The organism is Acidimicrobiales bacterium (assembly GCA_035630295.1).
In the GTDB taxonomy this organism is placed as follows: domain Bacteria; phylum Actinomycetota; class Acidimicrobiia; order Acidimicrobiales; family Iamiaceae; genus Iamia.
Map to the genome: position 1 here is coordinate 74,287 of DASQKY010000005.1, position 12,982 is coordinate 87,268.

Consider the following 12,982-nt stretch of genomic DNA (forward strand, 5'->3'; position numbering starts at 1 on the left):
CGATGGCCAGCGCGGAGCCGACCCGGATCGAGGACCCGGACGACCCCCGGCTGGCCGATTACCGGGCCCTGACCGACCCGGCGCTGCGCAAGCGGTACGAGGCCGAGCGGGGCGTGTTCATCGTCGAGAGCCCCCTGGCCGTCGAGGCCCTGGCCGCCTCGCCCCACGCCCCGGCCACCCGGTCGCTGCTGGTCGGCGAGCGGCGGGCCGAGCGCATGGCCCCGGTGGCCGCGGCCCTGGCCGCCCACGGCGCCGCCGTCTACACCGCCCCGGCCGCGGTGCTGGAGGCCACGGCCGGCTTCGCCCTCCACCGGGGCGTGGTGGCGGCCGTGTCCCGGCCCGAGCCGGTGGCCCCGGCCGAGCTCCTGGCCGGGGCCGGCACCGTGTTGGCCCTGGAGGGCATCAACGACCACGAGAACCTGGGCGTGCTGTTCCGCAACGCCGCCGCCTTCGGCGTCGATGCCGTCCTCCTCGACCCCACCTGCGCGGACCCGTGGTACCGCCGGTGCGTGCGGGTGTCGATGGGCCACGTCCTGGGCGTCCCCCACACCCGGGCCACGGCCTGGCCCGACGAGGTGGCCGGCCTGGCCGCCACCGGGTGGCGGGTCCTGGCCCTCACGCCAGGGGCCGTCACCCTGGTCCACCGGGCCCCTCCGCTCGGGCCCCGCCAGCGGGCCGCGGTGCTGGTGGGGGCCGAGGGGCCGGGCCTGGCCGCCGCCACCCTGGCCGCCCCGGGGATCGAGCCGGTCCGGATCGCCATGGCCGCCGGCGTCGACTCGCTGAACGTGGCCACCGCCGCCGCCGTGGCCCTCAGCCACCTGCGCGGCCCGCTCCTGGACTGACTGTGAGGACCAGGGACGGCCGCCGGCCCCGGTGACGTGGGGCCGGGCTGGGCCCCGTCGGTAGCGTCGGGCCGACATGACCTCCTCCGACCCGACCTCGTCGTTCACCGCCATGATGGCCCTGGAGCCCCACGGGCCCGACACCTTCGTGGGCGCCGGGCCCCGCTACCCGTGGGGTGGGCTGTACGGCGGGCAGATCGTGGCCCAGGCCCTGCACGCGGCGTCGGCCACGGTCGAGCCCCGGTACCGGGTCCACTCCCTGCACGCCTACTTCATCCGCCGGGGCGACCACGCCGAGCCGGTGCGCTACGAGGTGGCCCGGACCCGCGACGGCCGTTCGTTCACCACCCGGACCGTCGAGGCCCGCCAGGCGGTGGGGGCCATCCTGTCCCTCTCGGCGTCGTTCCAGATCGACGAGGACGCCCCGGAGGCCCAGACCGCGGTCCTGCCCGACGTGCCCTCACCCGAGGAGGTCTCGGGCGAGTCGTGGAGCCCCCTGTACGAGCGGACCATGCTCGACACGGCGGAGCGGCCGGGCACGGCGGCGGGCTGGATGCGCCTGGCCCGGCCCCTGGAGGGCGCCGACGACACGCCGGCCCTGCACGCCGCCGCGTTGGCCTACATGTCCGACGACGTGCCCACCGATGCCGCGGTGACCCTCGACCCCCGGCGCACCGGGGACGGCTACGACGAGATGGTGGCCTTCAGCCTGGACCACGCCATCTGGTTCCACCGCCCCGTCCGGGCCGACGAGTGGTTGCTGCACGACCTGCGGTGCCACGGCCTCATCTCGTCGCGGGGGCTGTCCATGGGCCACGTCTTCGCCGCCGACGGAACCCACGTGGCCACCGTCAGCCAGGAGGTCCTGCTCCGGCCCCGTCGCTGAGGCGAGGGCGGGCCGCCCTCAGAGGCGCTCGATGATGGTGACGTTGGCCTGGCCGCCGCCCTCGCACATGGTCTGGAGGCCGTAGCGGCCACCGGTGCGCTCCAGGTGGTGGAGCAGGGTGGTCATGAGCCGGGCCCCGGTGGCGCCCAGCGGGTGGCCGAGGGCGATGGCCCCCCCGTTGGGGTTGACCTTGCCCATGTCGGGCTTCAGCTCCCGCTCCCAGGCCAGCACCACCGAGGCGAAGGCCTCGTTGATCTCGACCGCGTCCATGTCCTCCATGGACATCCCCGTCCTCTCCAGGGCGTGGCGGGTGGCGGGGATGGGGGCGGTGAGCATGAAGACGGGATCGTCGCCCCGGACGCTCATGTGGTGGATGCGGGCCCGGGGGGTGAGGCCGTGGTCGGCCACGGCCTGCTCCCCGGCGATGAGCAGGGCGGACGAGGCGTCGCTGATCTGGCTGGCCACCGCGGCCGTGACCCGGCCCCCCTCCACCAGCGTGGGGAGGCTGCGGATCTTGTCCCAGTCCGGCTCCCGGGGCCCCTCGTCGTGGGCCAGGTCGCCCACGGGGGCGATCTCGGCCTCGAAGCGCCCCTCGGCCCGGGCCCGGAGAGCCCGGGCATGGGACTCGACAGCGAAGGCCTCCATCTCGTCGCGGGAGATGTCCCAGCGCTCGGCGATGAGCTCGGCCCCCCGGAACTGGCTGACCTCGCCGTCGCCGTAGCGGGCCACCCAGCCCGGCGAGGTGGTGAAGGGGTCGGGGAAGCCCAGGCCGGTGGCCAGGGTCATGGCCGAGCCGATGGGGATCTGCGACATCTGCTGCACGCCCCCGGCCACCACCAGGTCGTTCACCCCGGCCATGACGGCCTGGGCCGCGAAGTGGACGGCCTGCTGGGCCGAGCCGCACTGGCGGTCGACGGTGGTGCCGGGCACGTGCTCGGGGCCGCCGGCCACCAGCCAGCAGGTGCGGGCGATGTCGCCGGCCTGGCCGCCGACCGAGTCGACGTTGCCGAAGACGACGTCGTCCACCGCCCCGGGGTCGATGCCGGTGCGCTCCAGCAGGGCCCGGATGGACAGCGCCCCCAGGTCGGCCGGGTGGAGGTGGCTGAGGCCCCCGCCCCGCCGGCCCACCGGCGTCCGCACCGCGTCGACGATGTAGGCCTCGGGCATGGTGGGCTCCTTCGGGTCAGAGGCCGAGGGCGGTGGCCACCCGGCGGCGGTGCCAGGCGGCGTCGCCCCAGCTGCGGGCCAGGGCCTCGGCCCGCTTGAGGTACAGGTGGAGGTCGGCCTCGACGGTGTAGCCGATGGCGCCGTGGCACTGGAGGGCGTGGCGGCCGGCGGCCCGGGCCGCGTCGGAGGCCAGGGCCTTGGCCATCGACACGTCCCTCCCGGCCGTGGGCTGCCCGGTGGCCAGCGACCACGCCGCCCCGTACACCGCGGGGGCGGCGAAGCGCAGGCCCAGGGCGGCGTCGGCCAGGTGGTGCTTCACGGCCTGGAACGACCCGATGGGCGCACCGAACTGCCGGCGCTCGGTGGCGTAGGCCACGGTGAGGTCGACCATGCGCCGCCCCAGCCCGACCAGCTGGGCGGCCACGGCCAGGGCGCCCCCGTCGAAGGCGGCCTCGGCCTCCTCGGGCCCACCCAGGGGGCCCCCGGCCACCCCCCCGTCCAGGCGGGCCAGGCGGCGGCCGGCGTCGACGGCGTCGGCCGGCGCCCGCTCGCCCACCTCGACGGCGCCGGCGGCCACCCCGGCGGTGACCCGCTGGGCCCGCCACGGTTCGGGCTGGCCGGGCCGGTGGTCGAGACGCACCAAGTAGCCGATCTCGTCGGCCCAGGCCACGGTGGCCGAACCAGGGGGCACGGCGCCGCCCGGGCGGGAGCCGTCCAGCAGCCCCGGCAGCACGCCGTCGGGGTCGCCGACCCGATCGAGGAGGGGCGCCACCACGGCCACCGTCTCGGCGAAGGGGTGGGGCAGGGCGGCGTAGCCCGCCTCCTCGGCCAGGAGCACCCAGTCGACGGGGCCGAGGCCCAGGCCGCCCCGGGCCTCGGACACGGCCACGCCCAGCACGCCCATCTCGGTCAGGGCCGCCCACGAGCGGTCGGCGGCGGCCCGGGCCCCCTCGCCCTTGCGGGCGCCGCTCGTGTCGGTGCCCTCGGGCCAGGCCGCCCGCACCACCTCGGCCGGGCACTCCCGGGCCAGCAGCAGCCGCACGGCGTCGCGCAGGGCGACCTGGTCGTCGGTGAAGGCGAAGCGCAAGGCGCTACCGCCTCGGCAGGCCGAGGACCCGCTCGGCGGCGATGTTCCGCTGGATCTCGTTGGTCCCGGCGTAGATGGGTCCCGACAGGGCGAACTGCCAGCCCTTCGACCAGGGGCCGTCGAGCTCGGCGTCGGGGCCGAGGATGTCGAGGGCGGTCTCGTGGAGGGCCACGTCGAGCTCGGACCACCAGATCTTCACGAAGCTGGAGGCGGCCCCGGCCGGGCGCCCCTCGGCGTCGTCGGTGACGGTCTGGAGGGTCTGGAGCCGGTAGGCCTCGGCCTCCATCCACCCCTGGGTCACCCGGTCCCGCAGGCCGGGGTCGAGGTCCCGGCCCTCGTCCCGGCGCTGGCGGTACAGGTCGACCAGGCGGGCCGCGGTGGCGGTGAAGCGCCCTGGCGAGCGCAGGGTCAGGCCCCGCTCCGAGGAAGTGGTGGCCATGGCCACCGACCAGCCGGCGCCCACCTCGCCCAGCACCGGGCCCCCGGGGAGCGAGTCGTCGGGCAGGAAGGCCCCGTCGAAGGTCACCTCGGCGAAGCCCTCGTCGCCGTCGAGGCGCCCGAAGCCCCGGACCGTCACCCCGTCGAGGCCCAGGGGCACCATCAGGTAGGTGAGGCCCCGGTGGCGCTCGCTCCCCGGCTCGGAGCGGAACAGGCCGAACAGGTGGGTGCAGAAGGCGCCCCGGGTGGTCCAGGTCTTCCGGCCCTCCAGCACCCAGCCCCCCCGCTCGTCGTCGCGGCGGGCCCGGCTGGTGAGGGAGGCCAGGTCGCTGCCGGCGTCGGGCTCGCTCCAGCCCTGGCACCACCGGTCGTCGCCCCGGGCCATGCGCCGCAGGACGTGGGCCTGTTGCTCGGGGGTGCCGAAGGCGAACACGGTGGGGGCCAGGAGGAAGATGCCGTTCTGGGTGACCCGGGGCGGGGCGCCGGCGGCGTGGTACTCCTCCTCGAAGACGAGCCACTCCCACCGGCTGGCGCCCCGGCCGCCGTGCTCGACCGGCCAGGAGACCACGGCCCACCCGGCGTCGAACAGCGTGCGCTCCCAGTCCAGGTGCTGGGCGAAGCCCTCGGCGGTGTCGCCGGAGAGGGGGCGCCCGCCGTGGCGGTCCCGCCAGGCCGGCAGGGCCTGGGCCAGCCAGGCCCGGGCCTCGGCCCGGAACGCCTCCTCGCTCTCCGACCAGGTCAGGTCCACGACCCGACGATATCTGACGACCCGTCAGGTACGGTCACCCGGACCGGGGGGACGGGCTACCAGCGCTTGCGGCGAGCCGACCATCCCCACACCGCCACCAGCACCCCCAGCAGCACGCCGGCGATGCCCACGAACAGGCCCAGGAGCCCGGCCACGCTGGGCCGGCCCGGCACCACCAGCAGCTCGACCTGGTCGGCCCGGGAACCCACCTCGTCCCGGTAGCGGCAGGTGACGGTCACCTCCCCGGCGGGCGTGGAGAACCAGCCGATGGTGGAGTTGCTGCCGATGGTCTGCGAGGCGCCCTGGCGGGCCCCCCGGAAGGTGGCGGTCCGCCCGCCGGGCAGGGCGGCCTCGCAGTCGATGTCGGCGATGGTCCGGTCCCGCTGGTTCTCCTCCTCCTCGAAGAACCCGTCGAAGTGGGCGTACACCGTGTAGTCACCGGCGGTCGGGGCGGTGAAGGCACCCGGCACCACCACCCCCTCCCCCACCGCGCCCTGGGCCACGGCCTTCTCGGTCAGGCCGCTCCCCTGGGAGGCGAGGCCCACGATGGCCACCACCGTGGCCACCAGGCCCACCACCGCCACCAGCAGGCCGAGGGCCAGGCGCACCCGACCCCGGCGACGGCCCGACGGGCGACTCCCGAACGGATCGACGGGCACGCCGCCGGGACCCACCTCCGAGGGCGGGATCGGCGGCGGCCCGGCCGGCGGCACCGGCACGGAGGTGGCCGGCGGGGGGCCGGCCCCCGGGCCCACCGGGGTCACGTCGGGGTTCGACCAGCTCACGACGGGCCGCCCCCCACCAGGGGCCAGCAGTAGCGGTAGGGCGGGAGCTTCTCGTCGCCCAGGGTGTCGACCCAGTCCACGGCCTGGGCCACCCGGATGGCCCCCCGCAGGAACGACGACGAGATGTCGGACAGGTCGTCGTCGGGGTGCAACGGGGCGCGGGTGCCGGTGCCCTTGTGCAGGTGGGCCTGGAGCACGTGCTCCTGGTAGGCCCGCCAGCGGTCCCGGCCGGCCCCGTGCTCGGGCCGGTCCCGGTACACCAGCACCACGTGCTCGCAGGCGTGGGTCCGCATGCGGTCCTGCCCGTCGGCGCAGGCCTGGCGGGGGCCCAGGTTGGTGGTGAACAGGCCGCCCGGCACCAGCGACGAGGGGCGGTCGAAGGTAGCCTGCACGCTGTAGCAGTCCTCGGGGCCCACGCCTACCACCTCCAGGTAGGAGCGGATCAGCTCCTGGGGGGTGGAGGGCAGGTACGGGAAGGGCGAGGGCACGGCCGGCGGGTGGTGGATCTTGGGGTGGACGACCCGGGCCACCTCGCCCCAGTTGAGGACCTCTACGTGGACGCCGCTGGCCGCCGGGTCGGCCACCGCGAAGGGGGCCGAGGCGGCCAGGCGCTCGAACATGCCGCTGGCCTCGGGCGGGTGGATGGCCACGATCCCCCGGACCAGGGGGCGCAGGTGGTCGTGGTCCTCGTCGCCGTTGCGCAGGGCCCGCACCTCGGACATGCGGGCCAGGCCGAGGCAGCGCTCGGGGCCGATGCCGGCCCACAGGCAGAAGGCCACGGCCAGGTCCTCGTCCAGCACCGCCGGCTCCCCGGCCCGCCGGGTCACCCAGTGGTCGGCGGCCCGGAACGAGGTGGCCACCGGCGGGCCGGCCGCCGGGGCCGCCGGGACGCCCTGCGGGCCGGGGGCGTCGGGCGGCAGGTGGACGACGTCCCACTCCACCACCCGGCCCTGCTCGGAGTGGGGGGTGATGGGGCCGCTGATGCGGTCCGGCACCCGGTAGAGGCCGTAGACCCGCTCGGGGTGGGCGGCCAGGCCGCTGGCCCCCAGGTGGGCCAGCACCTCGGAGAGCTGGGTGGCGCCCCGGGTGGCCAACCGGCTGATGGCCACCGGCCGGGCGTGCGGGGCCCGGTAGGGGGCCCGGGCCTCGGCGCGAGCGGCCCGCTCCTCGGCCTGGATGCGCACCCGCTGGGCCGGGTCGTCCTCCTGGGGCACCGCGTCGCGGTTGAAGGTCTGGTTCAGCGCGTTGGCGAAGTCGCCCTTCTGGGCGGCCCTCGTCTGGCGGACCAGGGCCCACGGCCCCTCCTCGGCCGCGATGCGCTGCATCTCGTCGGGGCTGGGCTGCTCGGCGAGGCTGGCGCCGTAGAGGTGGCGACCGGCGGGTCCCCGCAGCACCCGGTGCTGGTCCTCGATGGCCAGGGCCTGGCCGTGGGCGGCCATGCTCTCGGCCTGGGCCTGGCGGACGTGGGCCATGTTGGCCTCGTACGCCGCCCGCTGCTCGGGGGTGAGGGCGGCCAGGCTGGCCTCCATCTGCTCCGGGGTGGGCGGGTTGCGGGCCGCCTCCAGCCCCTGCTTGAGGTTGGACGGCGTGAAGGCCGTCGCCACGTTCTTCAGGAACCCCATCGCGCCCGCGACCTCCTGGGTGGTGTGGCCGCACGCTACCCCCGGGGCGCGACCCCCCCGGGCCGGGCTCAGCCGGCCAGCCGGGCCAGGGTGGCCCGGGCCTCGGCCACGATGCGTTCCATCAGCTCGGCCACGGTGGGGACCTCTTCGATCACCCCGGCGACCTGGCCGGTGGGCAGCACGCCGGCGTCGGGGTCGCCGTCGACCAGGGCGGCCTTGACCAGCATGGGGGCGTTGGCCGCCATGGCCAGCTGGGCCAGGGTCAGGTCCTGGCTCCGGCGCATGGCCAGGCCCTCGGCGATGAGGTCGCGGGTCGAGGTGCCGGTCAGGCGGCGGAAGGCCAGGGCGTTGGCCAGGGCCCGGGGCAGCCGGGTGAGGGTGGTGGCCCGGGTGAGGCGGTCGACCAGCTCGGTGCGGATGACCCGCTGAGGGGCGCCGTCGAGGGCGTCGGTGACCACCGTGTCGGTGACCGCGGCGGCCAGGTAGCGCTGCTTGACCTCGTCGGGCACCCGACTCTCGGCGGTGAGCAGGAAGCGGGTTCCCATGGCCACGCCGTCGGCGCCGTGGGCCAGGGCCGCCACCAGGCCCCGCCCGTCGTGGAACCCGCCGGCCCCCAGGACGGGGATCTCGGCCCCCACCGCGTCGACCACGGCGGGCAGCAGCAGCGAGGTGGGCACCGGGCCGGTGTGGCCGCCCCCCTCCCCGCCCTGGGCGATGACGGCGTCGACGCCCCACCCCAGCATCTTCTCGGCGTGGCGCCGGGCCCCCACCGTGGGCATGACCAGCACGCCGGCGTCGTGGAGGCGGGCGATGACGTCCCGGCTGGGGGCGCCGGCGAAGGACACCAGCCGGATCCCCTCGGCGGCCACCAGGCGGATGCGCTCGTCGAGGTCGGGCTGGTCGGGCCGGAGGTTGACCCCGAAGGGCGTGTCGGTGGCCTCCTTGACCGAGCGGACCGCGGCCCAGAGCTGGGCCCGGTCCATGGTGACGCCGGCCAGGACGCCGAACCCGCCCGCGGCGCTGGTGGCCGCGGTCAGGTGGGCGCCGGACACCCAGCCCATGCCCGTCTGGACCACGGGGTGGCGGCACCCCAGGAGGGTGCAGGCCCGGGTGGCGAGCGGGTCGGCCATCGGCTCGCACCCTAGGAGGGCGGCGCCGGTCGGTGGGCCGGCGGGCCGCCGCGGCCCGACCCGACCGGGCCGGGCTCAGCCAGTCGGGCCCGGCCGGTGCCCGGCGGGACCGGCCCGGTGGGCGACACTGGGCCGGTGCCCGACCGCCGCCGGTCCTCGACCCTCGTCACCGGGCTGGTGGTGGTGCTGGCCATCGTGGCCGTGGCCGTGGTGGCCGGGACCTGGTTCCGGGGCCGGCCCTCGGCCCTCGACCGGTTCTACGAGCTGCCCGACCGGGGCGTGGTGGTGGCGGCCGAGCGGGGGCAGGTCCTGCGCGAGGAGCCCATGGACAACGCCGGCACCGGGGCCGTGGCCTACCGGGTGCTGTACCGGACGGTCGGCGTGGGCGACGCGCCGGTGGCGGCCAGCGGGTTCGTGGCCTGGCCGTCGGCCGAGGCGCCGCCGGGGGGGTACCCCATCGTGGCCCTGGGCCACTCGACGGTGGGCCTGGCCGATGGTTGCGCCCCGTCCCGGGAGGGCCTGGGCGAGGTCAACCGGGCCCAGGCCGTGGCCTTCCTGGAGGCCGGCTTCGCGGTGGCCGCCGCCGACTTCCCGGGCCTGGGGCCGGAGGGTCCCCACCCGTACCTGGTCGGGGAGCCGACGGCGGCCAGCGTCATCGACGTGGTGCGGGCCGCCCGCCGCAGCGCCGGCGACCAGCTCGGAGCGCGGGTCGTGGGGTGGGGCTACTCGCAGGGCGGCCACGCCGTGCTGTGGGCCCGGGCCCGGGTTGCGACCGAGGCCCCGGAGCTGGACTGGCGGGCCACGGTGGCCCTGGCCCCGGTGATCGACCCGGCCCGGCTGGTGGCGGCGCCGGGGCTGGGCCCGGTGCTGGCCGTGGCGGTGGCCATGGGCCAGGCCACCCGCGGCCTCGACGTCGAGCCCCTGCTCACCGAAGCGGGCCGGGAGGGCCGGGACGACCTGGAGCGGGAGTGCGTGGCCGACGCCCTGGGCGACGCCACCGAGCGCGACGGCCCCGTGCTGGTCGAGGGCGAACGGGGGTGGCTCGAAGACTTGGCCCGCGAGGTGCCGCCGGTGGCGGGGGCCGGGCCGGCCCTGGTGCTCTACGGCGATCGGGACGACACCATCGACCCCGCCGTGGTCGGGGCCTGGGTGGCCGAGGGCGCCGGGGCCGGGGTGGAGGGCCAGGTGCTGCCCGGTCGGGGCCACGGCGGCCTGGAGGCCGACACGGCGCCGCGCAGCATCGAGTGGCTGCGGGCCCGGCTGGCCGGCTGATCAGGTCCAGGTGAAGGCGAAGACGGCCTCGTCGGTGGCGGTGCGCTGGCCCCCGGCGGCGGCGTGGAGGGCCATGGCGGCCTGGTTCGAGGTGTGGGTGACGACGAAGCCCCGCTCGATGCCCTGGGTTCGGGCGTGGTCGCCCACCGCGGCCAGGAGGGCGGGGCCGATCCCCTGGTTGCGGTGCCGGTCCGACACGCCCACCTCGTAGATGCACAGGTGGCGGAGGACGGTGTGGCGGCGGTAGAGCTCGCAGGCGTACAGGAAGCCGACGGGGTCCTCGCCGGCGAAGGCCACGAAGGTGGCGGTGCGGTCGTCGGCCAGGAAGGTGGAGGCGTCACCGGGCAGCAGGGGCTCGAGCTCGGTGCGGTCCTCCATGCTGCCGAACCGGTCGTTGTGGCGGGCCAGGTGGGCCAGGACGGCCTCGTCGCCGGGGCGGAGGCGCCGGACGGTGACGGGCACGGGGACCGACGAGGCGGACGAGCCACGGGAGCGGAGCTTCACCGGGCCCCATCGGCCGGCGCCCGACGGCCTTGAGCGCCGCGTGGTGACTTGAACGCTGTGCGTGGGGGCAGGTCTTCAGGCCGGGTCGGGGACCTCCCGGAACCGGGCGCCCCCGGGGTCGATGACCTGGTCGAGGAGGGCCAGCTCGTGAGCGCTCGGGGGCCGGCTGGTGGGGACGTCGTCGGGGAGGGCGAGGGGGAAGCCGGTGGCCGCCACCACCTGCTCGACGGTGATCCCCGGGTGCACCTCGCGCAGGCGCATCCGGCGGTCCGGCGTCTCGAAGTCGAAGGTGCCCAGGTCGGAGACGACCCGGCGGACCTCGTGGAAGCGCCCGGCCACCGGCCCCAGCTCGGCGGCCCGGTCCCACCCGATGCCGCACACCACGTCGACCGCGCCCACGAACACCCGGGGCCCGTGGCGACCGATCCAGTAGCTGGTGACGTCGTTGACGGTGTTGCCGGGGGCACCGCGCACCCCGAGCAGCTGGACGTCGGGGCGGTGGGGGTCGGTGCCCAGGGCGGCGATGTTCTGGTTGCCGTGGCGGTCGACCTGGGTGGCGCCCATCATCACGTGGCGCCGCCCGCTCCACACCACGTCGAACATGCGGCGGTAGGGGTTGTGGGCCTCGACCGACCAGCCGCCGGCCGGGGCCGAGACGGTGGTGTCGGCCACCAGGGCGGCCTCGCCGTCGGTCATCATCAGGTCGGGGGCGAAGCTGGCCCGGGCCAGGCGACCGCCGATCATGGGGACGACCCCGATGGGGTTGGCCAGGATCTCGCCGTCGCCCCGGAAGCACTCGGCCACGGCCACCACGCAGTGGTCGGCCCGCCGGGCGGTCCCGTCGCTCACGACGCGGCCCACCCCTCCAGCAGGGCGGCTCGGGCCGCCTCGTCCTTGGCGGTGGCGAACCACCGGGCCTGCCAGGCCTCGTCCCTGTCGTAGTCGGGGGCACAGCCGGTGGGCCGGGCGCCGCCGGGGGCCTCGACCACCCCGGTCACGAACATGCGGTTGACCCGCAGGCGGGTGATGTCTCCGGCGGCGCCGGACAGCTCGGCGGTGGGCACGGTCCGCTCCAGGCTCACGTAGCCCTCGGCGGCCGCCTCCAGCAGCAGGTCGTCGAAGTAGAGGTCGGGGCCGGTGAAGGCGGCGTTGCCCCGGGTGTCGCCCACGTTGAGGTGGACCCAGGCCGCGTCGAGGGCGATGGCCGGCTGGGCCACCAGCTCCTCGCCCGGGCCGCCGTCGGGCCCGGGGTAGGGCGAGCGCACGGTGCGCAGCGAGGGATCGAGGCGGAACAGGTCCGACCCCAGGCCCACCCGGGTGGGCAGGAACGGCAGCCGCCACGCCGCGGCCTGGAGGCCGAGCAGCATCATCCCCTCGTCCAGCTCGGTGCACTGCAACCGGCCGGCCTGCCGGGCGGCCCGGAAGTGAGGGTCGAGGCCGGGCCCGTCGCCGCCGGTCAGCGGGTTGGGCACGTCGGGCGAGACGAAGGCGAAGGTGAGGTGCCGGAGGCGACCGGCGGCGGCCAGGACGCCGATCTCCGGGCCGCCGTAGCTGACGACGTGGAGGTCGGTGACGTCGCTGCGGAGCAGGGCCTTGACCAGGGCCATGGGCTTGCGGCGGCTGCCCCACCCGCCGATGCCCAGGGTGCTGCCGCTCCGCAGGCGGGCCACCACCTCGTCCGCGGTCATGGACTTGTCGGTGGGGGTCGCCACCGACGGCGGGGCCGGGCCGCTCATCGGGTGGTGTCGGTGTCGCGACGCTCGACGAAGGCGTCGCGGTGCTCGTCGGCCACGCCCGAGAGGTTGAGCTCGAAGGTGAAGCCCTGCTCGTAGCGGTAGGAGCGGCGGACGTCCCACAGGTCGATGCCGTTGAGCGACTCCTTGGCCGCCCGCACCACCGTGGGCGACTTTGCCGCGATCAGGCCGGCCACCTCCCGGGCCGTGGCCCGCAGCTCGTCCCGGGGCACCACCGACAGGACCGAGCCGAAGGCGGCCAGCTCCGCCGCGGTGGCGGTGGCCGCGGTGTACACCATGGCCCGGGCCCGGTGGTGGGGGACGAGGCGGCTGAGGTGGGTGGCGGCGCCCAGGGCGCCCCGGTCCACCTCGGGGAGGCCGAAGGTGGCGTCGTCGCTGGCCACGATGACATCCGCGTTGCCGACCAGGCCGATGCCCCCGCCCAGGCAGTGGCCGTGCACGGCGGCGATGACGGGCACGGCGCACTCGTAGACGGCGGCGAAGGCGGCGAAGCAGCCCCGGTTGGCGCCGATGAGGGCCTCGTGGCCGGCGGTGGCCTGCATCTCCTTGATGTCCACCCCGGCGTTGAAGCCCCGGCCCTCGGCCCGCAGGACCACGCAGCGCACCTCGGGGTCCCGGCCCAGGGCGGTGAGGCGGTCGGCCAGGTCGAACCACCCGGCCACGGTGAGGGCGTTGACCGGCGGGTTGTCCATGACGACCTCGGCGATCCCGGCGTCGTCGACCGTGTGGGTGGTGGGCATCCGCAAC

At 76.5% G+C, this 12,982-nt stretch carries 13 protein-coding genes; 3 read left to right on the plus strand and 10 right to left on the minus strand.

What is annotated here, in order from left to right; translation table 11 throughout:
* Positions 1-2 precede the first annotated feature (2 nt).
* The gene (locus VEW93_01600; protein HYI60481.1) at positions 3-842 is read left to right on the plus strand and encodes an RNA methyltransferase; all 840 of its coding nucleotides are present in this window, start codon (positions 3-5) and stop codon (positions 840-842) included.
* Positions 843-918: 76 nt separating this feature from the next.
* Positions 919-1,728, plus strand: coding sequence for an acyl-CoA thioesterase domain-containing protein (locus tag VEW93_01605; GenBank protein ID HYI60482.1), 810 nt, complete (start codon positions 919-921; stop codon positions 1,726-1,728).
* 18 nt (positions 1,729-1,746) lie between these two features.
* On the opposite strand, the gene VEW93_01610 is transcribed toward VEW93_01605, so the two are convergent.
* The 6 genes from VEW93_01610 to VEW93_01635 form a co-directional block, all read right to left on the minus strand.
* Positions 1,747-2,895: an acetyl-CoA C-acetyltransferase gene (locus VEW93_01610; protein ID HYI60483.1), complete on the minus strand. Its 1,149-nt coding sequence runs from the start codon at positions 2,893-2,895 to the stop codon at positions 1,747-1,749.
* Between the two features lie 16 nt (positions 2,896-2,911).
* Complete coding sequence (locus VEW93_01615) at positions 2,912-3,982, minus strand: acyl-CoA dehydrogenase family protein (GenBank protein HYI60484.1); 1,071 nt, start codon at positions 3,980-3,982, stop codon at positions 2,912-2,914.
* Between the two features lie 4 nt (positions 3,983-3,986).
* Entirely contained in the window at positions 3,987-5,168 is a 1,182-nt protein-coding gene (locus tag VEW93_01620; protein ID HYI60485.1) for an acyl-CoA dehydrogenase family protein, read from the minus strand.
* Between the two features lie 56 nt (positions 5,169-5,224).
* Positions 5,225-5,827 (minus strand): hypothetical protein, encoded by a 603-nt coding sequence (locus VEW93_01625; protein ID HYI60486.1) that lies wholly within the window; start codon positions 5,825-5,827, stop codon positions 5,225-5,227.
* 122 nt (positions 5,828-5,949) lie between these two features.
* Entirely contained in the window at positions 5,950-7,575 is a 1,626-nt protein-coding gene (locus VEW93_01630) for a hypothetical protein (GenBank protein ID HYI60487.1), read from the minus strand.
* Positions 7,576-7,643: 68 nt separating this feature from the next.
* Entirely contained in the window at positions 7,644-8,705 is a 1,062-nt protein-coding gene (locus VEW93_01635) for a nitronate monooxygenase (protein HYI60488.1), read from the minus strand.
* Between the two features lie 135 nt (positions 8,706-8,840).
* Here VEW93_01635 and VEW93_01640 point away from each other — a divergent pair, with 135 nt between their 5' ends.
* Positions 8,841-9,977, plus strand: coding sequence for a lipase family protein (locus tag VEW93_01640; GenBank protein HYI60489.1), 1,137 nt, complete (start codon positions 8,841-8,843; stop codon positions 9,975-9,977).
* Here VEW93_01640 and VEW93_01645 read toward each other — a convergent pair whose 3' ends face one another.
* The 4 genes from VEW93_01645 to VEW93_01660 form a co-directional block, all read right to left on the minus strand.
* Positions 9,978-10,439, minus strand: coding sequence for a GNAT family N-acetyltransferase (locus VEW93_01645; GenBank protein HYI60490.1), 462 nt, complete (start codon positions 10,437-10,439; stop codon positions 9,978-9,980).
* A gap of 117 nt (positions 10,440-10,556) precedes the next feature.
* Positions 10,557-11,330: a CoA-transferase gene (locus VEW93_01650; GenBank protein ID HYI60491.1), complete on the minus strand. Its 774-nt coding sequence runs from the start codon at positions 11,328-11,330 to the stop codon at positions 10,557-10,559.
* Positions 11,327-12,217 carry a CoA-transferase gene (locus VEW93_01655; protein HYI60492.1) on the minus strand — a complete coding sequence of 297 codons (891 nt, stop codon included), beginning with the start codon at positions 12,215-12,217 and terminating at the stop codon, positions 11,327-11,329. Before VEW93_01655 ends, VEW93_01650 begins: the two co-directional genes overlap by 4 nt.
* Positions 12,214-12,975, minus strand: a complete 762-nt coding sequence (locus tag VEW93_01660) for an enoyl-CoA hydratase family protein (GenBank protein ID HYI60493.1) — start codon at positions 12,973-12,975, stop codon at positions 12,214-12,216. The genes VEW93_01655 and VEW93_01660 overlap by 4 nt, the downstream gene beginning before the upstream one ends.
* Between the last annotated feature and the right edge of the window lie 7 nt (positions 12,976-12,982).

Bases quoted from the DNA above. Each gene is read 5' to 3' on its own strand.
- VEW93_01600 (HYI60481.1), top strand. From the start codon at position 3: ATGGCCAGCGCGGAGCCGACCCGGATCGAGGACCCGGACGACCCCCGG.
- VEW93_01655 (HYI60492.1), bottom strand. From the start codon at position 12,217: ATGAGCGGCCCGGCCCCGCCGTCGGTGGCGACCCCCACCGACAAGTCC.
- VEW93_01610 (HYI60483.1), bottom strand. From the start codon at position 2,895: ATGCCCGAGGCCTACATCGTCGACGCGGTGCGGACGCCGGTGGGCCGG.
- VEW93_01660 (HYI60493.1), bottom strand. From the start codon at position 12,975: ATGCCCACCACCCACACGGTCGACGACGCCGGGATCGCCGAGGTCGTC.
- VEW93_01635 (HYI60488.1), bottom strand. From the start codon at position 8,705: ATGGCCGACCCGCTCGCCACCCGGGCCTGCACCCTCCTGGGGTGCCGC.
- VEW93_01605 (HYI60482.1), top strand. From the start codon at position 919: ATGACCTCCTCCGACCCGACCTCGTCGTTCACCGCCATGATGGCCCTG.
- VEW93_01630 (HYI60487.1), bottom strand. From the start codon at position 7,575: ATGGGGTTCCTGAAGAACGTGGCGACGGCCTTCACGCCGTCCAACCTC.